This window comes from Acidimicrobiales bacterium (assembly GCA_035536915.1).
Classification (GTDB): Bacteria; Actinomycetota; Acidimicrobiia; order Acidimicrobiales; family JAHWLA01; genus JAHWLA01.
This window is the reverse complement of record DATLNE010000047.1, coordinates 113,089-135,610: the sequence shown is the minus strand read 5'-3', so window position 1 is coordinate 135,610 and position 22,522 is coordinate 113,089. Positions and strand designations below refer to the sequence as shown.

Annotated in this window: 25 protein-coding genes and 1 tRNA gene; 11 read left to right on the top strand and 15 right to left on the bottom strand. The window is 69.4% G+C overall.

Features of this window, described 5'->3' with window-relative positions; all coding sequences use genetic code 11:
- Nucleotides 1-4 precede the first annotated feature (4 nt).
- From VM938_14965 to VM938_14945, 5 genes are all read right to left on the bottom strand, one after another.
- A complete protein-coding gene (locus tag VM938_14965) occupies nt 5-235 on the bottom strand; it encodes a WhiB family transcriptional regulator (GenBank protein HVF76334.1) in 231 nt (76 codons plus the stop codon).
- 109 nt (nt 236-344) lie between these two features.
- On the bottom strand, nt 345-935 hold the full coding sequence (locus VM938_14960) for a DUF3501 family protein (protein HVF76333.1): 591 nt from the start codon (nt 933-935) through the stop codon (nt 345-347).
- Complete coding sequence (locus tag VM938_14955) at nt 932-2,236, bottom strand: heterodisulfide reductase-related iron-sulfur binding cluster (GenBank protein ID HVF76332.1); 1,305 nt, start codon at nt 2,234-2,236, stop codon at nt 932-934. Before VM938_14955 ends, VM938_14960 begins: the two co-directional genes overlap by 4 nt.
- Nucleotides 2,237-2,294: 58 nt before the next feature.
- Nucleotides 2,295-2,714, bottom strand: coding sequence for a rubrerythrin family protein (locus VM938_14950; GenBank protein ID HVF76331.1), 420 nt, complete (start codon nt 2,712-2,714; stop codon nt 2,295-2,297).
- Nucleotides 2,707-3,165 (bottom strand): transcriptional repressor, encoded by a 459-nt coding sequence (locus tag VM938_14945; GenBank protein HVF76330.1) that lies wholly within the window; start codon nt 3,163-3,165, stop codon nt 2,707-2,709. The genes VM938_14950 and VM938_14945 overlap by 8 nt, the downstream gene beginning before the upstream one ends.
- Before the next feature lie 104 nt (nt 3,166-3,269).
- On the opposite strand from VM938_14945, the gene VM938_14940 reads away from it, so the two are divergent.
- Together VM938_14940 and VM938_14935 are read left to right on the top strand one after the other, a co-directional pair.
- Entirely contained in the window at nt 3,270-4,592 is a 1,323-nt protein-coding gene (locus VM938_14940) for a hypothetical protein (GenBank protein ID HVF76329.1), read from the top strand.
- Nucleotides 4,589-6,238: a glycerol-3-phosphate dehydrogenase/oxidase gene (locus VM938_14935; protein HVF76328.1), complete on the top strand. Its 1,650-nt coding sequence runs from the start codon at nt 4,589-4,591 to the stop codon at nt 6,236-6,238. Before VM938_14940 ends, VM938_14935 begins: the two co-directional genes overlap by 4 nt.
- On the opposite strand, the gene VM938_14930 is transcribed toward VM938_14935, so the two are convergent.
- Nucleotides 6,210-6,893 (bottom strand): hypothetical protein, encoded by a 684-nt coding sequence (locus VM938_14930; GenBank protein HVF76327.1) that lies wholly within the window; start codon nt 6,891-6,893, stop codon nt 6,210-6,212. The two genes, VM938_14935 and VM938_14930, sit on opposite strands and share 29 nt — an antisense overlap.
- Before the next feature lie 24 nt (nt 6,894-6,917).
- Between VM938_14930 and VM938_14925 the strand changes: the two genes are divergently transcribed.
- Genes VM938_14925 through VM938_14915 form a run of 3 tightly spaced genes read left to right on the top strand, consistent with a single transcriptional unit; the run spans nt 6,918 to nt 10,266 of the window.
- On the top strand, nt 6,918-8,426 hold the full coding sequence (locus VM938_14925; GenBank protein ID HVF76326.1) for an FAD-binding oxidoreductase: 1,509 nt from the start codon (nt 6,918-6,920) through the stop codon (nt 8,424-8,426).
- Nucleotides 8,402-8,824, top strand: coding sequence for a hypothetical protein (locus tag VM938_14920; protein HVF76325.1), 423 nt, complete (start codon nt 8,402-8,404; stop codon nt 8,822-8,824). Before VM938_14925 ends, VM938_14920 begins: the two co-directional genes overlap by 25 nt.
- Nucleotides 8,821-10,266: an FGGY-family carbohydrate kinase gene (locus VM938_14915; GenBank protein ID HVF76324.1), complete on the top strand. Its 1,446-nt coding sequence runs from the start codon at nt 8,821-8,823 to the stop codon at nt 10,264-10,266. Before VM938_14920 ends, VM938_14915 begins: the two co-directional genes overlap by 4 nt.
- Here the strand turns inward: VM938_14915 and VM938_14910 are convergent.
- Nucleotides 10,263-10,670 carry a type II toxin-antitoxin system HicA family toxin gene (locus VM938_14910; protein ID HVF76323.1) on the bottom strand — a complete coding sequence of 136 codons (408 nt, stop codon included), beginning with the start codon at nt 10,668-10,670 and terminating at the stop codon, nt 10,263-10,265. The two genes, VM938_14915 and VM938_14910, sit on opposite strands and share 4 nt — an antisense overlap.
- Nucleotides 10,671-10,744: 74 nt before the next feature.
- Here VM938_14910 and VM938_14905 point away from each other — a divergent pair, with 74 nt between their 5' ends.
- Entirely contained in the window at nt 10,745-10,993 is a 249-nt protein-coding gene (locus VM938_14905; protein HVF76322.1) for a helix-turn-helix transcriptional regulator, read from the top strand.
- Between the two features lie 10 nt (nt 10,994-11,003).
- Nucleotides 11,004-11,696, top strand: coding sequence for an MBL fold metallo-hydrolase (locus VM938_14900; GenBank protein ID HVF76321.1), 693 nt, complete (start codon nt 11,004-11,006; stop codon nt 11,694-11,696).
- Here the strand turns inward: VM938_14900 and VM938_14895 are convergent.
- From VM938_14895 to VM938_14870, 6 genes are all read right to left on the bottom strand, one after another.
- Nucleotides 11,678-11,760: transfer RNA gene (locus VM938_14895), tRNA-Leu, on the bottom strand. The genes VM938_14900 and VM938_14895 overlap by 19 nt on opposite strands.
- 155 nt (nt 11,761-11,915) lie before the next feature.
- Nucleotides 11,916-13,043: a DUF222 domain-containing protein gene (locus tag VM938_14890; protein ID HVF76320.1), complete on the bottom strand. Its 1,128-nt coding sequence runs from the start codon at nt 13,041-13,043 to the stop codon at nt 11,916-11,918.
- Nucleotides 13,044-13,114: 71 nt separating this feature from the next.
- Nucleotides 13,115-13,576 (bottom strand): thioredoxin-dependent thiol peroxidase, encoded by a 462-nt coding sequence (gene bcp / locus VM938_14885; GenBank protein ID HVF76319.1) that lies wholly within the window; start codon nt 13,574-13,576, stop codon nt 13,115-13,117.
- Nucleotides 13,577-13,628: 52 nt separating this feature from the next.
- Complete coding sequence (locus VM938_14880) at nt 13,629-14,453, bottom strand: hypothetical protein (protein HVF76318.1); 825 nt, start codon at nt 14,451-14,453, stop codon at nt 13,629-13,631.
- A 65-nt stretch (nt 14,454-14,518) separates the two neighbouring features.
- Nucleotides 14,519-14,989 carry a VOC family protein gene (locus VM938_14875; GenBank protein ID HVF76317.1) on the bottom strand — a complete coding sequence of 157 codons (471 nt, stop codon included), beginning with the start codon at nt 14,987-14,989 and terminating at the stop codon, nt 14,519-14,521.
- Between the two features lie 9 nt (nt 14,990-14,998).
- A complete protein-coding gene (locus VM938_14870) occupies nt 14,999-15,424 on the bottom strand; it encodes a hypothetical protein (GenBank protein HVF76316.1) in 426 nt (141 codons plus the stop codon).
- A gap of 41 nt (nt 15,425-15,465) precedes the next feature.
- Between VM938_14870 and VM938_14865 the strand changes: the two genes are divergently transcribed.
- Nucleotides 15,466-15,972: a GNAT family N-acetyltransferase gene (locus VM938_14865; protein ID HVF76315.1), complete on the top strand. Its 507-nt coding sequence runs from the start codon at nt 15,466-15,468 to the stop codon at nt 15,970-15,972.
- Between the two features lie 11 nt (nt 15,973-15,983).
- On the top strand, nt 15,984-16,355 hold the full coding sequence (locus VM938_14860) for an ATP-binding protein (protein HVF76314.1): 372 nt from the start codon (nt 15,984-15,986) through the stop codon (nt 16,353-16,355).
- Between the two features lie 132 nt (nt 16,356-16,487).
- Here VM938_14860 and VM938_14855 read toward each other — a convergent pair whose 3' ends face one another.
- Nucleotides 16,488-18,461, bottom strand: a complete 1,974-nt coding sequence (locus VM938_14855; protein ID HVF76313.1) for a SpoIIE family protein phosphatase — start codon at nt 18,459-18,461, stop codon at nt 16,488-16,490.
- Nucleotides 18,462-18,630: 169 nt separating this feature from the next.
- On the opposite strand from VM938_14855, the gene VM938_14850 reads away from it, so the two are divergent.
- Nucleotides 18,631-19,389, top strand: coding sequence for an SURF1 family protein (locus VM938_14850; GenBank protein ID HVF76312.1), 759 nt, complete (start codon nt 18,631-18,633; stop codon nt 19,387-19,389).
- On the opposite strand, the gene VM938_14845 is transcribed toward VM938_14850, so the two are convergent.
- On the bottom strand, nt 19,340-20,521 hold the full coding sequence (locus tag VM938_14845) for a DEAD/DEAH box helicase (protein HVF76311.1): 1,182 nt from the start codon (nt 20,519-20,521) through the stop codon (nt 19,340-19,342). The genes VM938_14850 and VM938_14845 overlap by 50 nt on opposite strands.
- A 175-nt stretch (nt 20,522-20,696) precedes the next feature.
- Here VM938_14845 and typA point away from each other — a divergent pair, with 175 nt between their 5' ends.
- Nucleotides 20,697-22,520 (top strand): translational GTPase TypA, encoded by a 1,824-nt coding sequence (gene typA / locus VM938_14840; protein HVF76310.1) that lies wholly within the window; start codon nt 20,697-20,699, stop codon nt 22,518-22,520.
- Nucleotides 22,521-22,522 lie beyond the last annotated feature (2 nt).

Sequence of the window (22,522 nt, the reverse complement as noted above, 5' to 3'; positions counted from 1 at the left end):
GGCGTCAGGCCGACTTCCGGCGCTGACGGACGATGCGCCGGCGCTCACGCTCGGTGGCGCCGCCCCACACCCCATCGCGCTCGCGGTTGGCCAGCGCATACTCCAGGCACGCCTCGCGGACAGGGCACTCGGCACAGATGGCCTTGGCCGCCTCGGCCTCCTCGTCGGAGACCGGGTAAAAGATGTCCGGATCGACGCCCCGGCAGGCTGCGCGCTGCCGCCAGGCAAGGTTCATGGGGTGAATCACATCCTCGAAGGCTCGAACGAGTACGGCCAGGCTTCGACTTCGGTTGCCTACCCGCCGTTATGAAGGGGTATTCGGATTCTTTCCCAACCCTGCGACCTCAGTCCAGATTCCCGCGCAGGTCGCTGAGCAGGGATTGCCTGGTTTCGGGCGTCAGGACGGTGGCGTGCTGGTACTCGGGGTGGTTGACCGCCAGCTCCACCGGTTCGGCAGCGAAGCGCTCCACCTGCTCAGGCGTGAGCTCGAAACGCACGTAGTGGACCGAGGCGGTGACCTCCTCGCGGGTGAGCTGCTGGGCGTGGGCTTCGTCGACCACGTTGGGCACCACCTCGCCGCCGAGGCGCAGCTCAAGGGACCGCTCGATGCCCACCAGGCGGGGCAGCCAGTCGAGCATGGCGAGCTTCGAGGTGAGCTCGATGAACAAGGTGGCCGACAGTTGGCCGGGCTCGGGGATGAGCGGGTTGTAGATGTCGAGCTCGGTGCGGATCTGCTCGTCGGTGATGAGCTTTTCGGCCCGGGCCATCTCCTGCACCTGGAACCGGACGGTCTCCCGGTTCTCGAACACCAGCGTGACGATGGGGCCGACGCCGACCCGGCGCACCTTCTTCAAGGCGATGATGCGGTCGCGGTACTCGTCGCGCTGGCGTTCGTAGGCGCGCAGGTCGGCGATGTCGTCGATAGCCAGCTTCACTGTGCGCTCTCCTCGGACGGGATGCCGTAGGCCCGGGCCACGAACTGGAGGGGGTGCATCGGCTTCTTGCCCGTCTCCTGGGTGATGGCGCCGTTGGCCAGGTGGCAGTCGCCGGTGACCACCTCGACGCCCGCGTCGGCCGCCTTCTCGATGGCGTCCTTGAGGGGCTGGGCCACCTTGCGGGCCAGCTCGTAGTTCTCGGCCCGGTAGCCCCAGGTGCCGTCGATGCCCGAGCACTTGTTGACGAGGGTGATCTTGGTGCCGGTCAGCTTCATGAGGTCGCGGCTCTTGAGCCCCATGCTCTGGGCCTGCACGTGGCAGGCCACGTGGTAGGCGACCTGCTCGGGCACCTCGCCTGCGAAGTCGGTGTCGAGCTCAGTGCCCTCGCCCTTGTGCAGTGTCCAGAGGTACTCGCTGGCGTCGTAGGTGTGCTCGGCCACCAGCTTGGCGTCGTCGCCGCCCACGTAGTCGGGGTACTCCTTCTTCAGCACGTAGGCGCACGTGGGCTGGGGCACGACGATGTCCTTGCCCTGGCGCACAGCCTCGGCCAGCACCTTGACGTTTGTCTCGCCCTGCTTGACGAAGTTCTTCACGTCGCCGCCGTCGAGCCACGGCATGCCGCAGCACACCTGGCCCTTGGGCATCTCGCACGCCACGCCGTTGCGCTCGTAGACCTTGACCATGTCCTTGCCGACGTCGGGGTTCTGGTACTCGACGAGGCAGGTGGGGAACAGGGCCACGGTCCGCTGGCGCTTGCGCAGGAAGGGCTTGTTGCGCTTCTTGAACCAGGTGGAGAAGCGCTGCTTGGCGTACGGCGGCAGCAGGCGGTCGGCGGCGATGCCGAACGTCTTCTCCATGGCCCGGCGGGGCAGTGAGTTGGGGGTGCCTGTGACCTTGTTGACCACCGGTGCGGCCACCGTCGACAGCTTGCCCAGCATGTCGGTGCGGCCGAGGAACTGGTCGGTCAGGTCGAGCCCGCTCTGCTCACGGCGCACTGCTTGGGCCCGGAGCATGAGGCGGGGGAAGTCGAGTGCCCACTCGTGCGGGGGGATGTAGGGGCACTTCACGTAACAGATCTTGCACTGGTAGCACTCGTCGACCACCTGGTCCTGCTCGGCCTTGGTCATAGCCGGCACGTCGCCGTCGCGGCGGTCGATGGCGTCGAACATGGTGGGGAACGACGGGCACAGGTTGAAGCAGAGGCGACAGCCGTGGCACAGGTCGTAGACCCGCTCCAGCTCGTGGCGGAGGTCCGGCTCGTCGTAGTAGGCGGGGTGCTTGGGGTCGTACGTTGTCGTCATGTCGTGTCCCGAGTACATGGCGTACGGAATCCGTACGCCATGTACTCGAAAGAACGGCTCAGCTGACGGACTCGAGGCCCTGGGTGAACCGGCCTGCGTGCGACTTCTCGGCCCGGGCGAGGGTCTCGAACCACTCGGCCACCTGGTCGAAGCCCTCTTCGCGGGCGGTGCGGGCGAAGCCCGGGTACATCTCGGTGTACTCGTAGGTCTCGCCCTCGATGGCCGACTTGAGGTTGTCCTCGGTGGCGCCGACGGCCACGCCGGTCACCGGGTCGCCCACCTCGGCCAGGTAGTCGAAGTGCCCGAAGGCATGGCCCGTCTCGCCCTCGGCCACCGACCGGAACAAGGCGGCCACGTCGGGGTAGCCCTCCACGTCGGCCTTCTGGGCGAAGTACAGGTACCGCCGGTTGGCCTGCGACTCGCCTGCGAACGCTTCCTTCAAGTTCTCTTCGGTCTTGCTGCCCTTCAGGTCAGGCATGCGCCTTCCTCTCCTTGTTGTTGCTCTCGTTGGTCTCGGACTGGCACTCGTCGCACACGCCGCGGAAGACGACCTCGGCCTCCCGGATGCGGAACCCCTGCTCCTTGCCCCGTGGCACCTTGACGGCCGGGAACTCGACGTTGACGTCGCGCACCTTGCCGCAACGCTCACACACCAGGTGGTGATGCGCGCCCACGTTGGGGTCGAAACGTCCGGAGCCGGTCCCCAGGTCGAGGACCTGCAGCTCGCCCATCTCGGCCAGGTCGTTGAGCGTCTGGTAGACGGTCTTGAGCGAGATGGTCGGCATCTCCGCCCGGGCGGCGGCGTACACCGACTCGGCGGTGGGGTGGGCCTCGTTGCCGTGCAGCAAGCGAAAGATGCACTGCCGCTGCGGCGTCACCTTGAGGCCGTGCACTCGGAAGAGCTCCGTCAGCTCTGCGGGGGTCTTCACAGCGGCGGTGACACTAACACACAACCATTGGTAATCAACAATGGTTGTTGATTACTGGGGCCTCCAGGTTTCGTTGTCGCACCCCCTGCGTAGGATTCCCCGCCGTGACCACGACCGCAGACGACCTCCACGTCGAGCACCCCGGCCGCCAGAAGCTCGAGCTGGTGCTGGCGATCCTGGCCACGCTGCCCGGGTTGTGGGTGCGCTTCGGCGACGCCCACCTCTCCCACCCGGTCGAGGCCTTGGTGTTCGGCGTGGCCATCATCGGCGCCGCCTTCCTCTTGTCGTGGGGGGCCGAGGTGGCCCAACTCGACATCTCGGCCGGGTTGGCCATCGCCGTGCTGGCCTTCATTGCCGTGTTGCCCGAGTACGCCGTCGACTTCGCCTTGGCCTTGAAGGGCGGCAACGCCTTCGAGGAGTTCGGCCGGGCCTGCCAGTCGGCGGCCGACACAGCCGCCGGGGTCGAGTCGTCGTGCTCGTTGGCGTTGGCCAACATGACGGGCGCCAACCGGCTGCTCATCGGCCTGGGGTGGACGATGGTGGTGTTCGTGGCCTGGCTGGGCTACCGCCGCCGGGGCACACGCATGCGGGGCATCCAATTGGAGCGGTCGCACTCGGTGGAGTTGGCCTTCCTCTCGCTGGCCACCGCCTACTCGCTGACCCTGCCGCTGAAGAGCTCGATCACCCTGGTCGACACCGCCGTGCTGGTGGCCATCTTCGCCGCCTACACCTGGCGCATCTCCCGGGCGCCCGCCGAGGAGCCGCACCTGGTGGGGCCGGCGCGATGGATCGGCGGGTTCCCTACGGCGCCACGACGCACGTCGGTGCTGGCCCTGTTCGCCTTCGCCGCCTTCGTCATCTTCATGGTGGCCGAGCACTTCGCCGAGGCGCTGGTGGCCACCGGCCAGGAGTTCGACATCAGCGAGTTCCTGTTGCTGCAGTGGGTGGCGCCGCTGGCTTCCGAGGCGCCCGAGTTGTTGGTGGCGGGCTTGTACGCCTGGCGCCTCAACACCTCGGCCGGGCTCGGCACCTTGGTGTCGTCGAAGGTGAACCAGTGGACCCTCTTGGTCGGCACCTTGCCGGTGGCCTTCGCCATCGCCTCGTCGTCCACCAACGGGCTGCCGATCGTGTCGGCCCAGCGCGAGGAGCTGTTCCTCACCGCCGCGCAGTCGGTGTTCGCCGTGGCCATCCTCATGAACCTGGAGATGTCGACCAAGGAGGCGATGACCCTGTTCTCGCTCTTCTGGGCCCAGTTCCTCCTGGGAGCGATCGTGCCCGAACAGTGGCATGCTGCCGAGCGAGTGGGGGTGGGGATCTTGTACTTGGTGCTCGGCGCCTATGTGTTCTTCCGACAGGGCCGTTCCACGGGACGGCTGTTGCGGGACGGTTTCCGCACGCCGTTCTCCCAGTTGAGCACCGAGCCGTGAACCGGTCTGCCGGACTGGCACGGCTCCGCGACGAGGAGTTCGACGTGCTCGTGGTCGGCGGCGGGATCACGGGGGCGGGGGTGGCGCTCGACGCCGCCGCGCGCGGGCTGCGGGTGGCGTTGGTCGAGCGCGACGACTTCGCCTCGGGCACGTCGTCGAAGTCGTCCAAGCTGGTGCACGGGGGCCTGCGTTATTTGCAACAGCGCGAGTTCGCCCTGGTCTACGAGAATCTGGCCGAGCGCCAGCGACTGCTGGAGAACGCGCCACACCTGGTGCGGCCGCTGCCGTTCCTGATCCCGCTGTTCTGGCGTGACGGCATCGTGAAGAAGACGGTGGCCAAGACGTACTCCACCGCGTTGTGGCTCTACGACATCACCGGCGGGCTGCGCATCGGCAAGCGCCACAAGCGGGTCTCGGTCGACGAGGCCATGTCGCACCTGCCGGTGCTCAAGCGCGAGTACCTGGTGGCAGGCTTCCTCTACTACGACGCCCAGGCCGACGACGCCCGCCTCACCCTCACGATCCTGCGCACCGCGGTGGTCGAGCACGGGGCGGTGGCGGTCAACTACGCAGCGGTGGCGTCGTTCCTCAAGGACGACGACGGCCGGGTGCGGGGCGCCGTGCTGGCCGACGGCACCGAGGTGCGGGCCTCGTGCGTGGTCAACGCCGCGGGCGTGTGGGCCGACGACGTGCGGGCCCTCGACACCGGCGTGCACCCCGATTCACTGCGGCCCGCCAAGGGCGTGCACATCACCGTGCCGTGGTCGAAGGTGCGCTGCGACATCGCCGCGGTGATCCCCGTGGTGGCCGACCGACGCTCGATCTTCGTGGTGCCGTGGGGCGACCGGGTCTACCTGGGCACCACCGACACCGACTACGACGGGCCGCTCGACCACCCCGTCTGCACGGCCGACGACGTGCGCTACCTGCTCGACGCCTTCAACACCTTCTCGTCCGAGCCTTTGAGCGAAGACGACGTGCTGAGCACGTGGGCCGGGCTGCGCCCGTTGGTGAAGTCGGCGGTCACCGAACGCACCGCCGACCTGTCGCGCCGCCACAACGTGTCGGCCTCGCCCAGCGGCGTCGTGTCGGTGACGGGCGGCAAGCTGACGACCTACCGCAAGATGGCCGCCGACACCGTCGACGAAGTCGTGCGCGTGGTGGGGCGGGGCGCCCGGCGCTCGCCCACCAAACGCCTGCCGTTGCTGGGGGCCGAGGGCACCGACCGGCTGACCGCGCCGGAGGCTGCAGCCCGATTGGGCGTCGACGCCGAACGCTTGGAACACCTGGTGCGCCGTTACGGCGGCGAAGCCCGCACGGTGCTGGCCATGGTGGCGGCCGACCCGGCGTTGGGCGAGCCGCTGGTGCCGGGGCTCCCCTACCTGCGGGCCGAAGCCGTCTACGCCGTGCGCTACGAGATGGCCCACACGCTGGCCGACGTGCTGTCGCGCCGCACCCGGGCACTGCTGCTCGACCGCGAAGCCACGGCAGCGGCGGCGGCCGACGTGGCCGGGGTGGTGGCGTCGGAGGCGGGCTGGTCGGCTTCCGACGTCGAGCGGGAAGTGGCCGCGTTCCTTGAACTGGTCGAGCGAGAGCGTTCGGCGGCCGCCGAAGCTGTCAGCCCAGCCGCGCCAGCATCTTCCTGACCAGGTCGAGGGCCGGCGCCTGGTCCACGTCGCCGGGAGCCCAGGCGAGCACCACCACTTGGAAACGGCCCTTGAACGCCTGGTACGTCTCGGACGTCTGCGTCGACCCGTCGGGCCACCGGTAGTCGACGGAGAAGCGCTGGACTGTCGGGTCGGGCGATGCGGGGCTGGCAAGCATGCTGACGCGAGCGCGGTCCGAACTCTCCTCGTCCTGTTCGCTCTGCAATTGAGCCACCAGGCACGGCGGATAGTCGGGGCGCGCCATGGCGTCGCGAACTGCCGCGGCGGCGACCTCGTCGGGCCACACCGCCACCCACGCCGCCAGCGTCATGTCGCCCTTGCTGAAGAAGCTCGAACCCCGCTCGAATTCCGGCTCCGCGAAGTCGACCCCGAGGCATTCCGCTTCGCCCTCGGTGAGGCCGACGGTGACGCCTGCATCCTCGCCGGACTCCGTCACCCAGCCCTCGCCGAGGTCGGCCGCCGACACCAACGCCCGAGTAGCGGCCGCCTTGTCGGCGCGGGTGGCTTCGTCGCCTCGGTACAGGTCGGTGCCGAACGACAGGCCGAGGTTGAGCGCCAGCCCCACCACCACCAAGGCCCATCGGACGAGCCGGATGCGCGTGCGACTCGCCTTCGGCACTTCCCCGCGTTGCACGGCCTGACCCTACCGACCCGCCGTGTGACAGGCTCTGCGGCCATGGCCATGGAGACGCGCCGGGGGGCGCCCACGCCGCCGATCGACCTGGTGGGGCGCGAGGTCCGACTGGCCGCGCAACGCGTCGAGGTCGACGACGCCCTACTCGCCCGCCTGCAAGGCGTGTGCCCCATCGACACCGACGACGACACGATCGAGCACGGGCGCGACTGGTGGCCGCTCACCATGGTGTGGGCCGTCGCCGGTCAGGTGCCCGCCCAGCCCGCCGTCGTTGCCCGCCCCACATCGGCCGCCGAAGTCGCCGCCCTGCTGGCGCTGTGCAACGAGGCCCGTGTGCCGGTCACCGCCACCGCCGGACGCAGCGGCGTGTGCGGGTCGTCCGTCCCCGTCCACGGCGGGGTCGCCCTCGACCTCTGCGGCCTGTCGGGCATCGTCGCCGTCGACGACGAATCGCTGCTGCTCGACGTGCGCCCGGGCACCTTCGGCGACGTCTTGGAAGACGAGCTCCAGGCCGACCACGACGTGACGCTGGGGCACTGGCCCCAGTCGATGGCCCTGTCCACCGTGGGCGGGTGGCTGGCGTGTCGCGGCGCGGGCCAGTACTCCACCCGCTACGGCAAGATCGAAGACATGGTCGTGGGGCTCGAAGTGGCGCTCGCCGACGGGCGGCTGGTGCGCACCGGCGGCACCGCCCCCCGCTCGGCCGTCGGCCCCGACTTCAACCAGCTGTTCGTGGGCAGCGAAGGCACCCTCGGCGTCATCACCGAAGCGCGCTTGCGCGTGCACCCCAAGCCGCCCGCCGAGCGCCGGGGCGCGTGGGCCTTCCCGTCGTTCGCCGCGGGCCTCGACGCCTGCCGGCGCATCCTGCGCCGGGGCGCCACGCCTGCGGTCCTCCGCCTCTACGACGACATCGAGACCAAGCGGGGCTACGACCTCGACACCCACCTGTTGATCGTGCTCGACGAGGGCGACGCCGCCGTCGTGGATGCCACTTTCGCGGTGGTCGACGACGAGTGCCGAAGCGCCGAGTCGGTCGACGACGCAGTGGTTGCGAAGTGGCTGGCCCATCGCAACGACACCTCCGCCCTGCAGTCGGTCATCAAGCACGGCATCGTGGTCGACACGACCGAGATCGCCGCCCGCTGGGGTGCGCTGCCGGGCATCTACGACGCCGCCCTCGCCGCCCTGCGCGGCGTCGACGGCATGCTGGCCGCCTCCGCCCACCAGTCGCACTCCTACCTCGACGGGGCCTGCGTCTACTTCACGTGGGCGGGCCGTCGCGAGGGCGAGGGGTGGGAGGACGCCTTCTACCGGGAGGCGTGGGACGCGGTCACGACAACCGTCCTGGCGCACGGCGGTGCCCTGTCGCACCACCACGGCGTCGGGCTCAACCGGGGCCGCTTCATGCGCGACGCCCTCGGCCCCGCCTTCGACCTGCTCGTCTCGATGAAGCAGGCCCTCGACCCCAACGGCATCCTCAACCCGGGCAAGCTCGGCCTGCCGTCCCCGTGGGGGGCACCGGCGTGGCCGTAGCCGAGCGCATCGACCTCCGCTCCGCAGGCGAAGCGGCGTTGCTCACGCTGGCCATCGCCGTGCCGCCGGTGGTCATCGTCAGCATCTTGAAGTCCGACGACCCGCCCGGCCAAGAGTCGAACCTGTGGCTGCTGCCGCCGATCGCCCTGCTGAGCGGCTTTGCCGTCGGCGGCTACCTGGCGGGCAAGTGCCAGCGCCGCACCCCGATGATGCACGCCGCGGCCGCAGGCGGCATGGCCTTCGCCGTGCTGTTCGTCTACGGCCTGGGCCGCCGCCTGATCGGTGGCGACGGCGTGGCGTTGACCTACATCATCCGCCTGCTGTTGCTGGCGCAGATCTGCGTGTCGACCGCCCTCCTGGGCGGCTACGTGGCGGGCCGCAGGAGCGCACGGCCATGAGCATCCTCGTGGTCGACGTGGGCACCAGCAGCGTGCGGGCTGGCATCGTGCGCCCGGACGGCGCCGTCGAGCACGTCCACCAGCGCCCGGTGCTGCCCGAGTCGCCCGTGCCTGGCTTCGTGCAGTTCGACGCCGCAGTGATGGCCGCCGCCGTGCTCGACGTCGCCTCTGCGGCGATGGCCGACGCAGGCGGCACCGTGGAGGCCGTCGGCATCGCCAACCAACGGGCGTCCACCATCGTCTGGGACCGGGGCACCGGCGAGCCGGTCGGCCCCGGCATCGGCTGGCAGGACCTGCGCACCGTCGGCATGTGCCTGATGCTGCAGGGCCAGGGCATCCGCCTGGCCCCCAACGCCTCAGCCACCAAGCTGGCCGTGCTGCTCGACATGGCCGACCCCGACCGCACCCGCGACCTGTGCTTCGGCACCGTCGACAGTTGGGTGGCGTGGACGCTGTCGGGCGGCACCGTGCATGCCATCGACGCCAGCAACGCGGCGGTCACCGGGCTGGTGAACAGCGACGCCTCCGGGTGGGCCGAGCACATCCTCGACGCCCTGCGCATCCCGGCGGCGGTGCTGCCCGCCATCGTCGACTCGACCGGCATCGTGGGCACGGCCGACGCCCTCCCCGGCGCCCCGCCCATCGCGGGCATGGCGGGCGACCAGCAGGCATCGCTCGTCGGCCAGGGCTGCGTGCTCCCGGGCCTGGCCAAGGTGACGTTCGGCACCGGCGGCATGCTCGACGTGTGCCTCGGCCCCGAGCGCCCGGCCTTCGAGGCCCGGGGCGAGGGGGGCTGCTTTCCCATCGTGGCCTGGCGCAAGGGCGGCGTCGACACCTGGGGCATCGAAGCGGTGATGCTGTCGGCCGGCTCGTGCGTGGAGTGGCTGCGCGACGACATGGGCCTGCTGACCAGCTCGGCCGAGTCCGACGAGGTGGCGGCGTCGGTCGCCACCACCGGCGACGTGTGGTTCGTGCCCGCCTTGCTCGGCCTGGGCACCCCCACATGGGACTTCGGCGCCCGCGGCACCCTGCTCGGCCTCACCCGAGGCACGGGCCGGGCCGAGGTCGTGCGAGCCGTGCTCGAAGGCATCGCCCATCGCGGCGCCGACTTGGTGGAGGCGGCCGAAGCGGACGGCGACGTGAAGATCGAGACGCTGCGGGTCGACGGCGGCATGAGCGCCAACCAGACGTTCCTGCAAGCGCTGGCCGACGCCACCCAACGGCCCGTCGAGGTCTCCCCCGTCCTGGAAGCCACCACCCTGGGCGCCGCCTACCTGGCGGGCATGGCCGTCGGCGTGTGGGCGGGCGAGCACGACATCGCCGCGGCGTGGTCGCCCCGCCAGACGGTCGAGCCTGGGCGGCGCCCCGACCGTGACCGGTGGCGCAAGGCCGTCGAACGAGCCCGGCAGGCCGTGCCCGAGCTCAGCGCCCTCGACTTCTAGAGCAACGCCCGCAGTTCGTCGCGGCGCAATGCCGCCCGGCGCAAGATGTCGGTGAGCGTGGGTTCGGCCAGTTCGACCTCCAGAGGCACGACGACCCGAGCGCCCGTGCGCTCCTCGTAGAGGAGCACGTGACGATGCGTTCGTCCCTGGAGCACAAAGCCGGCTCGCTCCAACACCCGCTGCACCTCCGCGCCCGATGCCCGCAAGGCACCGACCGTCGGGAACGGTCGGTCGACGACTTCGACGGCGACGACCACTTGTTCCCGTGGCACTGGCGCCTGCCGCAGCAGGGCCGCTTCGCGCAGGCGGTCCACGGCCTGCTCCAGAGACGCGCCCTGGGCCGTCACGTCGCTCCACTGCGTCCGGGCGATCCACCACTCACCGACCCGGGCGACGTTGGCCAACTCGAAGATGATAGGTCCCGATACTATCGGCTCTGGTGCTCATAGTCATCACTCGATTTCGATGCTTGCCCACAATGGGCGAATCCCCGCAGGCCGGACGACCAGAACTCGTCGCCTTCGGGGGGCGCATTCGAGCGCGCCGCGCCGTCCTCGGGCTGAGCCAGGAGGCGTTAGCGGACCGCTGCGAGCTGCACTGGACCTACGTAGGCCAGATCGAGCGGGGGCGGCGAAACGTCAGCCTGCTCAACATCCTTCGACTGGCCAAAGCGTTGGAGGTCGATGCCTCGGAGTTGCTCGTAGGGCTCCCCCGCTCACCCGTATAGCTTTCGCCGCATGTTGATCGAAGGGATGCCGCTCTGGCTGGCCGACACCAACGCCTGGATCGTGGCGCCGTCAGGGCCTGGCGGGGAATGCGTGCTCATCGACGCGCCGCCCGATCCGCAGGCGATCCTCGACCGGCTGGCGCACCACGGGCTGCGGCTGGTGGCGCTGCTCAGCACGCACGGCCACGTCGACCACGTGGGCGGCATCGGCACGGTCGTGCACGCGCACGACCACGACATCGCCGTGCACATCCACGACGGCGACCGGCACATGCTGCTCGACCCCGTGGGCACCAGCGGGGGGTTCGGCGCCTACCTGGCCCAGGCCGAGCTCGACCTGCGCCCGCCCGAGCTGCTCTACGGGCTCGACGACGGCCAGAAGGTGTCGGGGGCGGGCATGACGTTCACGGCCATGCACACGCCAGGCCACACCAAGGGCTCCATGTGCTTCCTGCTGGAGGTCGAGGGACAGCCGCCCGTCCTGTTCAGCGGCGACCACCTGTTCCAGGGATCGATCGGGCGCACCGACCTGCCCGGCGGGTCGTTCGAGGAGCTGGCCCAGTCGATGATCGAGAAGATCCTCCCGATGCCCGACGAGGTGAACGTGCTCCCCGGCCACGGCGGGGTCACCACCATCGGGCAGGAACGGCGGTTCAATCCGTTCCTGCTCGAGTTCCAACAACGTGCCCGAGGTGGGATTTGAACCCACACGCCCTTGCGGGCAAAGGATTTTGAGTCCTCCGCGTCTGCCATTCCGCCACTCGGGCGACGGTCGCCACAATCTATCGGCGTAGCATCGGGCCCATGGCACGACGTCTGCGCAAGCTGTTCGTCCTGGGGGCCCTCGGTGCTGCCGTGCGGTGGTGGCGGGAGAAGAAGCTGGCCGAGAACCAGCGCCGCACCAACTAGGACGGCCGGCGATTCAGGCGGCGAGTTGAAGTGACCCCGGTGGTCGGGTCGCGCGGGTGCGCCCTCTTGGGTCGGTAACGACCAGCGTGCCGTCGGGCTTCAGCTTCTCCGACCATCCCGGTTGATGGCCGAGGTGGTGGTGGCGGCTGCACTTGAGCACGAGGTTGTCGAGGCTCGTGGTACCGCCGTCGTGCCACGCGACCACGTGGTGGGCCTCGCACCACTGCGACGGCCGGTCGCAGCCCTCGAACCGGCAGTGCCGATCCCGCAACACCAACGCCGACCACAGCGGGGCCGGGATGGTGCGGGTCGAGGTGCCGTAGTCGAGGATCGTGCTGCGGCCGTCGGTCACCACTCGGTGGATCGCTGCGTCGCACGCCAGCGCCTGGATCGACGCACCGTCGAGCAGGCCACCGCCGACGAAGGTGCCGCCCTTGCCGGCGCGCAGGGCGTCGTAGTCGACGACCACGTTGAGGTGCGGGCGATGCCTGCCACCGCGTCGGCCTGACTGGTGGTCGAGGAAGAACCTGCACACGTCGACCAGTGCGTCCGCCCGCCGCTGCGACGGCAAGACATCGGGGTCGTCGACCATCGCCAATCGCAACGCCGTCGCCACCGTCTCGCCGCCCAGCGGGTCGAGCGAGCCCGTGAGTTCCCACTGGCCGTCAAGCGTCTGCGACAGGTGGACGCCCTTCTCGAACTTCGGTTCGATGTCGAGCATGGCCTTCCACTGCTGCATGGCCAGCGCGGTGTCGGCCACCGACAGGTCGACCAGCGCCGGCACCACCGTCGCTTCGTGGTCGCTGAACTCCGGCGTGGCGTTGCGCACAATGGCCTGCACCTGGCCGCCGGACAAACTGCCGGACAGCCAGCACTCGGCGGTCATCGGCAGTGTCCGCAGCTTCTTCGCCGTCGAGGCGATCGCTTTGGCGTTGCTCGCCGTCATGCCTGCGTGGTGCCGGAGCCAGGCCGTCATCGACGTGGCTCCGTCGAGCTCCCACAGGGCCTCGGCGTCGAACTCGCCGATCACCCGCGACACCTTGGCGTTCAGCAGGTCGACCAGCTTCAGGACCTCGGCCAAGGCGTCGCCGTCGAGCGGAACGTCCGGTGCTTCGACGGCCTCGCGTAGTGCGGCGATCACGCCCTCATCGTACACACGTTCGATTGCCGCCGCAAGGGAAAATCCCTTGTAAATAAAGGGAATTCAGGCGCCTACGCGGCCGCGCCCAGAGCCTTCAGCAGGTTCTTCGGCGTGTCGCCCGGGCTGACCTTGTACCAAGCCTCGGCGATCTTGCCCTTCTCGTCGATCAGGAAGGCCGAGCGCACGATGCCCCAGTACTTGCGGCCGTACATGCTCTTCTCCGCCCACACGCCGTAGGCCTCGGCCACCGCATGGTCCTCGTCGGCCAGCAGGGGGAAACCCAGGCTGTACTTCTCGTCGAACTTCTTCTGCTTGGCGGGCTTGTCGGGGCTGATCCCCAGGATCACGGTGTCGCCCACCTCGCCTGCGATGTCGCGCAGCCCGCACGATTGCGTCGTACACCCGGGCGTGTCGGCCTTGGGGTAGAAGTACACGAGCACCTTGCGGCCCTTGAAGCTCGACAGCTTCACCTTGTTCTCGGACTGGTCGAGCAGCGTGAAGTCGGGAGCCTTGTCACCTGGCTGTAGCGGCATGAGCCCACGCTAGATGGCAGACACGACGAGCTTCGAGCACGGATCGCTCCGATCAGTCCCATCCCGTCCAGAGCGCGTCCGCCCACGACGGCCACACTCGCTTCAAGGGTTCGACGAGAGTGCCCCCGACCGCGGTGGCGCCCTCGTGTGACGCGAAGAGGAGCCACCTTGCGCCGTCAGACGTGAAGATGCCCTCCGCGCCGTTATAGACGGGCGAGAGGTCGTCGACGGCGACCTCGAAGTCCGGCCCGTACTCACGGAGTTCGACGGCGCGCCGCACGCCCAGTTCTCCAAGAGCTCTCCGAACGGCAAGCGTGGCTGGGCCGTCCTCATCACCGGCACAGAACGCATCCCCGTCCAGGGCCAGCGCTTCGTCTCGCGCCTTGGAGTTGATCGGTTCCCACCAGCCGCCGTGCTCGATCGGCCATCGACGCTCGACCTCGGTCCGCCAACGCAGGCTTTCCTCCGACGTGAGCGTCCGGCGGTACGCGAGCGGCAGCACCGAATCGGGGAGCCGGAGGGTGATCTGCTTGACCCACTCGACGAAGCGGGCGCGCTCGTCATCGATGGCGCGCCCCTCTACATCGCCGGCCTCCCCTGTGGTGAACAGGTCGTCCGCGTTGTAACCGGCGTGGACCAGCGCATCGACGAGCTGTTGGACAGGAGGCAACTCCTCGGGATCCAATCGCTCGACTTCGACTCGGATCGCGTCGAGCACGTTGTATCGAGGGAAGACGTCCTTGGCATCCTCCCTGTAGTGGTAGCCATCCTCTGCCCGGCCCTGGTTTGGAAGTCGCTCGTACGCCTCGATCCAATCGCGACGACGATCGATCAGATAGCGCCGAGCGGCGGTGTGGAGAACAACGTTGGGCTCCATGCACCCACGCTAAGCGGCCGCCGTTTCGTGGCGGGTCAGAAGTATTGCGTCGGGAACGGCACGCCTCAGCCCGCGGCGGCGGCCTCCAGCGCGGCGATGTCGATCTTCTTCATCTGCAACATGGCCTGCGTGGCCCGATACGAGCGATCGGGGTCGGGGTCACCGAGCAGCTCGTGCAAGCGGGTGGGGATCACCTGCCACGACAGGCCGAAGCGGTCCTTGAGCCAGCCGCATGTGCTCACCTCACCGCCCTCGACCAGCGCGTCCCAGTAGTGGTCGACCTCGTCCTGGTCGGCGCAGGCGATCTGGAACGACACTGCCTCGGTGAACGGGAATTGCGGCCCGCCGTTGATGCCGAGGAACTGCTGGCCGTCGAGCTCGAAGCTCACAGTCATCACCGTGCCCTCCGGTCCCGGAGAGTCCGGCCCGTACCTGACCACGTCGTTGACCCGGGAGTTGGGGAACAACGAGACGTACAACTCGGCGGCCTCTTCTGCCTGGCCGTCGAACCACAAGGACGGGATGATCTTCTGCACGCCCCGACCCTACGCCTCCAGTCGCTTCACCAACTCCGCCACGTACCGCCGCCGCAGGTCGCGCACCTCCGGCCGCGTGGCCAACAACAGCAGCTCCCCGTGCCCGCACACGGCGTCGGCCTCCTCCAGCAACCGCAGCCACTCCCGCAGCGCGTCGGCCATGCCAGGGAACACCGGCACGTCGAGCGAGACGACGTCGTCGCCCCGGTCGAGGGCGGCCATGGCCTGCTCGCGGGTGATGCGGCGGACCGGCTGGTACCGCGAGAGGATGTCGCCGATGAGCCGCGCCAGCCGATGCGAGACCTCTGCGGTGGACCCGTCGGAGTGGTCGCTGATCTCGATGAGCTTGAGCTCGCGGATGAGGTCGTCCTGGTGGTCCTGCGATTCCAGGAACAGCCGCACCGGCACGTCGTCGATGCGCACGCTTCCGGCCACACGGAGACGATAGGCGCGTGCAGTCCGCCGACATCAGGTTGATGCGTGTCGAGGAGGCCGACGACGTGGCCGCGCTGGTCGTGCACGCCAACGCCGAGAACCTCGCCGCCTTTCCGCCCACCATCGCCGCGGGCTACCGCGACGAGATCGTGCGCATCGCCGGACGGCTGTCAGGTGCCGAGACCTACGTCGCCGACCTCGACGGCGAGGTCGTCGGCACCGTCAGCCTGGTCACCGACGCCGGCCACGACGGCCACCCGTGGCCGCCGAACGGCGCGGTGATTCGGTTCCTCGCCGTGGCGCCGAACCACGCAGGCCGACAGCTCGGCAGGCGGCTCACCGAGACCTGCGTCGACCGTGCCCGTGCCCTCGGCGCCGCCTTCGTCGGCCTCCACACCGCTCCGGTCATGACGGCGGCCCGGCGCATCTACGAACGGGCAGGGTTCGTGCGAGCCCCGGACCACGATTTCTCCCCCGCCGCCCATTACGGTGACGCCGACCCCGACGACCCCCCGTGGGGACTGGCGTACGTGCTGCGCTTCGACTGACCACACCGCCGATGAGGATCGAACTCCCCGCCGACCCGACCAGTGCAGGCCTCGCTCGCGAGGCCGTCCGCACCGCGTGCAAGGGCCTGGCCGTCGACCTCGACTCGTTGATGCTGTGCACCTCCGAGTTGGTGACCAACGCCGTGCTCCACGGCCGCCCGCCCATCGAGCTCGTGGTGGCCGTCGACGGCCCGGGCGTGCGCATCTCGGTCTGCGACGCGGGCGACGGCACGGTGCGTCGGCGGCGGCCTGTCACCGCCGACACCCTCAGCGGACGGGGGCTCGACATCGTGGAGGCACTGGCGTCGGCGTGGGGCAGCGACGCCACGAGGTCCGGCACCGGGACCGGGAAGGTCACCTGGTTCGAGATGCGGACGGCGTGAGCGCTGTGGTCGGGAGGCCGGCCGCACTCGCTGCCGCCCTCCCGATCACCGCCGTCAGCAGGTCGCTTCGCTCCACCGACATCGCGCTTCACGACATCGGATCGCAAGCCACGTACCCGAGCGCGGCGAGCTCTACTCGCGGCTGAGCACAAAAAGGCAGACGTCGTCCTGGCGGCCCGCCGGGTCAAGGTTGGCGTCGAGCAACGCCTGGCTGATGGCGTCGGCCGTGGTGGCCTCGCCCCCCACTGTGGCCACCAACCGGTCGAGTCCCTGGGACAGCGGCTCGTCGCGGCGTTCGACCAACCCGTCGGTGAACAGGACCACCGAATCGCCTGCAGCCAGCGTCACCGAGTACGGCTCGTGCAGCTGGAGGTCCGACACCCCCAACGGCGGGTGCGTCGGCAACGGCCCCGGCAGCGCCGCCTCGCCCGACGCCCGCCGGTGGATGAGCGGCGGATGCCCGGCACTGGCCCACTCCAGCCTGCCGGTGGCGGGCTCGTAGATCGCCACCACCGCGGTGGCGAACGGGGCCGAGAAGCCCAGCGCCACCAATCGGTGCATCGCCGCGATGACGGCCATGGGCCGAGGGTCGACCACTGCGCACATGCGCATGCTGTTGCGCAGCTGCCCCACCGCTTCGGCCGCCTGCACGCCCTTGCCCGCCACGTCGCCCACCGTCAGCAACACCAACCCGCCGTCGAGCGGGAACACGTCGTACCAGTCGCCGCCCACGCCGACGTTCTCCGACGCCGCCAGGTAGTGGGCCGACAGCGCCGTGCCCGGCAACTCCGGCAACTCCTTGGGGATGATGGCGGCCTGCAGGATCTTCACGGTCTCGTGCTCTTCCTGCAGTCGTTGCTCGCTGCGGTGCAGCGCCCGTTCCACCAACCGCTGGTCGGTGACGTCCTGCACGGTGCCGCGGGTGGACGTGATCGAACCGTCACGCCCCTTGTTGGCCTCGCCGGTGATCACCACCGTGCGCTGCTCGCCGTCGGGACGGGTGATCGTCTGCTCGATCTGGAAGGCCGTGCCGGTCGAGGCCGCCTCGTCGAAGGCTGCCTGCACCAGCTCCACGCCCTCGGGCGACAACAGCGACAGGAACCGCGTGCGCTCCGGGCCCACCTCGGGGCCGAAGCCGCAGATCCGGTAGAACTCCTCCGACCATGTGACGGTGTCGTCGTCGGCGTCCCAGCGCCAACTGCCGACATGGGCGATGCGCTGTGCCTCGGCCAACGCCTCTTGGTGCTCCAGCAACTCGCGCTCGCGCACGGCTCGCTCGGTGACGTCACGCCACACCAAGAACAATCGGTCGGCGATGCGCGAGGCCCGGATGTCGAAGACGCCCCACAGGCGTGTGCCCTCGATGACGTCTTCGTACTCCAGGTGTTCGAGCACCAAAGGCTCGCCCGTGTCGGCGATGCGCAGGTACTGCTCGAAGAGCGTGCTCTCGGCCAGCATGGGCCACGCCCCCGACATCAGCCGGCCCTTGAGTTCTTCCGGGGGGCGTCCGCCGATCTCCTCCACCGCCCGGTTGACGTAGTCGATGTGGAGGTCGACCACGCGTCCCCTTGCGTCGCGCACCGGCGAGCACATCATCACCGACTCGAGCATGTTGTCGATGGCTTGGCGGAAGCGGTCTTCCTGCGCCTCGATCTCCAGGGCCCGGATCTCGTCGGCGGCTTGCTGCAACGCCTCGCGAGCCTGGACGGCCTCCGTCACGTCGACGGCGTGCACGAGGATGCCCACCACGTCGCCGGACGGTCCGGGCACCGGCTGGTAGGTGAAGTCGACGAAGCGTTCCTCGGGCCCGCCCGAGGGCCCCCGTTCGAGGGCCACGCGCACCTCGCGCCCCACATACGGGCGACCGGTTTCGCGCACCTCGTCGAGCAGGGCGACGAAGCCTTGGCCTTCGGCTTCGGGGATCGACTCGATGACCGAGCGCCCCAGCGTGGGCCGGCCGCCGACGGTCTCCAGATACCGCTGGTTGGCGAAGCGGAACACGTGGTCGGGGCCTTCGAGGTAGGCCACCAGCGCGGGCAGCGCCTCGAACAGGTCTTCGAGCCCGGCGATGGCCTCCGGTGCCGAAACGGGGCGCGGCGCGCTCACGCCCACTCCCCCCGGTCCGCCGGCTTGCTGTTCACGGTGGCGTACTTCGACAACACGGCGCCGACTCCCTCGAAAATCACCGACATGTGCCGGCGGCGGTGTCCGAATTGTGCACGCTTGTGACGAAGGAGCGCCGGCACCGGGCTCCCCGGCTACCGTGCCCGCTCGCATGTACCGCTTCGCCCTCCGCCCCCGTTGGCTCGTCGGCCACGTCGTGGCGCTGGCGTTGGTGGTGGGCCTGGCCGGCCTCGGTTTCTGGCAACTGGGCCGCCTCGACGAGCGCAAGGCGTTCAACGAACAGTTCCGCCGCCGGTCGGAGACGACGGTGGCCCTCGACCAGGTGGCATCCCCCGACAACGTGCCCGACGACGCCGTCTTCCGTCGGGTGCGGGTCACAGGGCGCTTCGACGCGGGCACCGAAGCGTTGGTGCGCTTCCGCATCCGCGACGGCCTGCCCGGTTATGAGGCGTTGACCCCGCTGGTGGTCAACGGGCGCACGGCGGTGCTCGTCGATCGTGGCTGGCTGCCGCTCGACATGGGCGACGCCCTGCGACCCGACACGGCAGTGCCGCCGGGTGAGGTGACGGTGACCGGACTCCTGTTGGAGGGCGAAGGCGCGGGGCGTTTCCGCCCCGAGCAACGCCCGGACGGACGCCTGGTCGTCGGCGCCGTCACCGTCGCCGAATTGGAACGAAGGCTCGGCTACGACCTGTACCCCGGCTTCGTCCAACTGCAAGATCCCGACGACCCCGACCGCTTCCCGGCACCGCTGCCCGAGCCCGACCTCAGCGAAGGGCCGCACCTGACATACGCCATGCAGTGGTTCTCGTTCGCCACCATCGCCGCGGGCGGCTGGGTGCTGTTGGTGCGGGCGTCTGCTAAGCGACAGCGCTCTCGGCCGCCGGGTCCCACGACGCCAGGTCACTGAGCCTGCGGTCGTTCGAGAAGACCTCGACGATCGGCTGGCGGACGCCGATCCGCTTCATCAGCTTCTCGACCTCCATCTCCTGGTTCCACAGCGTCAAGGTGACGACCACGCCTCCCTGGCCGGCGCGGGCGGTGCGGCCCGAGCGATGCAGGTAGGCCTTGTGGTCCTCGGGCGGGTCGAAGTGCACGACCACGTCGATGTCGTCGACGTGAATGCCGCGGGCGGCCACGTCGGTGGCCACCAGGGCGGGCAGCTTGCCCTCGGAGAAATCGGCCAATGCCCGCTCCCGCTGCGTCTGGCGCAGGTCGCCGTGGATGGCGGCGGCCTTGACGCCTTCACGCTGGAGCTGTGTGACCAGGCGGTCGGCGCCGCGCTTGGTGCGCACGAACAGCAAGGTGCGGAAGTGCGAGCGGGCGATGGCGGCAGCCACCTTGGGCTTGTCCATCTGGTGCACCTTGAGGAACCGGTGCTGCATCTGCTCGACGGTCTGCTTGGGCGACTCGAGCTCGTGGCGCACCGGGTTGGTGAGGTAGTTCTTCACCAGGTAGTCGATCTCGCCGTCGAGGGTGGCCGAGAACAGCAGCGTCTGGTGCTCGTGAGTCATGCGCCGCAGCACCCATTCGACCTGGGGCAGGAAGCCCATGTCGGCCATGCGGTCGGCTTCGTCGAGGACGAGGCACTGCACCTTGTCGACCTTGAGCTCGTTGCGATCGCCGAGGTCGATGAGGCGGCCGGGGGTGGCCACCACGATGTCGGCGCCCCGCTTGAGGGCCTTGATCTGGCGGTCCATGCTGGCGCCGCCGTAGAGGGCGGCGACCTTGAGGCCCGCAGCCTCGGCCAAAGGTGCGAGGACCTCGTACACCTGGCCCGCCAGCTCGCGGGTGGGGACGAGGATCAGCGCATGGGGACGGCCCGGCTTGGCGGGCGGTGCGTCCTGCAGGCGCTGGAGGACGGGGAGGCCGAAGGCCAGGGTCTTGCCCGAGCCCGTCTGGGCCTTGCCGCAGACATCACGGCCGTCGATGGCATCGGCGATGGTGAGGGTCTGGATGGCGAACGGTTCGTTGATGCCCCGTTCGGCCAACGCCGCCACAAGCTCGGGCGAGACGCCGAGCGCGGCGAAGGTGGTGGTCACGTACGTTGCTCCTGTTCAGTTTCGGGTGGGCCTGCCTCACACCCGATCGAACCGAAAGAAGCCGAGGTGGGCCCGCGAACGTCGCCTCGTGCGACTGCTCGCACTCCCAGGGTACCCGGTACACTGGTCCCGTTCGCGCACTTCTGCCGAACGACCCCTCCAAAGGAAGTTCTGTATGCCTTCGCGCGCCGACCTGCGCAACGTGGCGATCGTCGCCCACGTCGACCACGGAAAGACCACCCTGGTGGACGCCATGCTCTGGCAGTCCGGTGCTTTCCGCGCCAACCAGGACGTCAACGAGCGGGTGCTCGACTCCATGGACCTCGAGCGCGAGAAGGGCATCACCATCCTCGCCAAGAACACCGCCGTGCGCCACGGCGACGTGAAGATCAACATCATCGACACCCCGGGCCACGCCGACTTCGGCGGCGAGGTCGAACGAGGGCTGACGATGGTCGACGGCGTGCTGTTGCTGGTCGACGCCTCCGAGGGGCCGCTGCCCCAGACCCGCTTCGTGCTGCGCAAGGCGTTGGAGTCGAAGCTGCCGGTGATCCTGGTGGTCAACAAGGTCGACCGCCCCGACGCCCGCATCAAGGAAGTGGTCGACGAGGTCTACGAGCTGTTCATCGACCTGGGCGCCGACGAGCACCAGATCGACTTCCCCATCGTCTACTGCAACGCCAGGGCGGGCCGGGCCTCGCTCGACCCCGCCGATGTCGGCACCGACCTGGAGCCGTTGTTCCAGACGCTGTTCACCGCCATCCCGGCGCCCACATACGACGAGGGCCACGCCTTGCAGGCGCTGGTGACCAACCTCGACGCCTCTCCCTACGTCGGCCGCCTGGCGATCTGCCGGGTGATGCACGGCACCATCCGCAAGGGCCAGCAGGTGGCGTGGTGCCGGGTCGACGGCCGCATCGAGAAGGTCAAGGTCACCGAGATGTACGTGACCGAGTCGCTGGAGCGGGTCGACGCCGCCGAAGCCGGTCCGGGCGAGATCATCGCCGTGGCGGGCCTGCCCGACGTCACCATCGGCGAGACGCTGGCCGATCCCGACGACCCGGTGGCGCTCCCGGTCATCGCCGTCGACGAGCCCTCGCTGGGCATGACCATCGGCGTCAACACCTCGCCGCTGGCGGGTCGCGACGGCAACAAGCTGACGGCCCGGCTGCTGAAGGCCCGGCTCGACGCCGAGCTCATCGGCAACGTGTCGTTGAAGGTGCTGCCGACCGAGCGACCCGACACGTGGGAGGTCCAGGGCCGCGGCGAGCTGCAGTTGGCCGTGCTGGTGGAGATGATGCGCCGTGAGGGCTTCGAGCTCACGGTGGGCAAGCCCCAGGTCATCACCAAGCTGATCGACGGCAAGGTCTACGAGCCCATGGAGCGCTTGGCCATTGACGTGCCCGAGGACTTCCTCGGCGTGGTCACCCAGTTGCTGGCCCTGCGCAAGGGACGCATGGAGCAGATGGTCAACCACGGCACCGGCTGGGTGCGGTTGGAGTACCTGGTGCCCGCCCGGGGGTTGATCGGCTTCCGCACCGAGTTCCTCACCGAGACGCGGGGCACCGGCATGCTGCACCACGTCTTCGACCGCTTCGAACCGTGGCACGGCGAACTGCGCACCCGGGCCGCAGGCTCGTTGGTGGCCGACCGCACCGGTGTCACCACCATGTACGCGCTGATGAACTTGCAGGAGCGCGGCGCCCTGTTCGTGAGCCCCGGCGTCGACGTCTACGAGGGCATGATCGTGGGTGAGAACGCCAGGTCCGAGGACATGGACGTCAACCCCACCAAGGAGAAGAAGCTCACCAACATCCGGTCGTCCACGGCCGACGAGTTGGTGCGGCTGATCCCGCCCAAGCTGCTGTCGCTTGAGCAGGCGCTGGAGTTCATCCGCGAGGACGAGTGCGTGGAGGTCACGCCCACGTCGGTGCGCATCCGCAAGGTCGTGCTCGACCAGACCGCCCGCGGCCGCTCCGCCAAACGCGCCAAGCAATAACC

Bases quoted from the DNA above. Each gene is read 5' to 3' on its own strand.
- bcp (HVF76319.1), bottom strand. From the start codon at position 13,576: ATGCCGCTACAGCCAGGTGACAAGGCTCCCGACTTCACGCTGCTCGAC.
- VM938_14880 (HVF76318.1), bottom strand. From the start codon at position 14,453: ATGGAGCCCAACGTTGTTCTCCACACCGCCGCTCGGCGCTATCTGATC.
- VM938_14965 (HVF76334.1), bottom strand. From the start codon at position 235: ATGAACCTTGCCTGGCGGCAGCGCGCAGCCTGCCGGGGCGTCGATCCG.
- VM938_14950 (HVF76331.1), bottom strand. From the start codon at position 2,714: ATGCCTGACCTGAAGGGCAGCAAGACCGAAGAGAACTTGAAGGAAGCG.
- VM938_14915 (HVF76324.1), top strand. From the start codon at position 8,821: ATGAGCATCCTCGTGGTCGACGTGGGCACCAGCAGCGTGCGGGCTGGC.
- VM938_14900 (HVF76321.1), top strand. From the start codon at position 11,004: ATGTTGATCGAAGGGATGCCGCTCTGGCTGGCCGACACCAACGCCTGG.
- typA (HVF76310.1), top strand. From the start codon at position 20,697: ATGCCTTCGCGCGCCGACCTGCGCAACGTGGCGATCGTCGCCCACGTC.
- VM938_14905 (HVF76322.1), top strand. From the start codon at position 10,745: ATGGGCGAATCCCCGCAGGCCGGACGACCAGAACTCGTCGCCTTCGGG.
- VM938_14860 (HVF76314.1), top strand. From the start codon at position 15,984: ATGAGGATCGAACTCCCCGCCGACCCGACCAGTGCAGGCCTCGCTCGC.
- VM938_14850 (HVF76312.1), top strand. From the start codon at position 18,631: ATGTACCGCTTCGCCCTCCGCCCCCGTTGGCTCGTCGGCCACGTCGTG.
- VM938_14865 (HVF76315.1), top strand. From the start codon at position 15,466: ATGCGTGTCGAGGAGGCCGACGACGTGGCCGCGCTGGTCGTGCACGCC.
- VM938_14955 (HVF76332.1), bottom strand. From the start codon at position 2,236: ATGACGACAACGTACGACCCCAAGCACCCCGCCTACTACGACGAGCCG.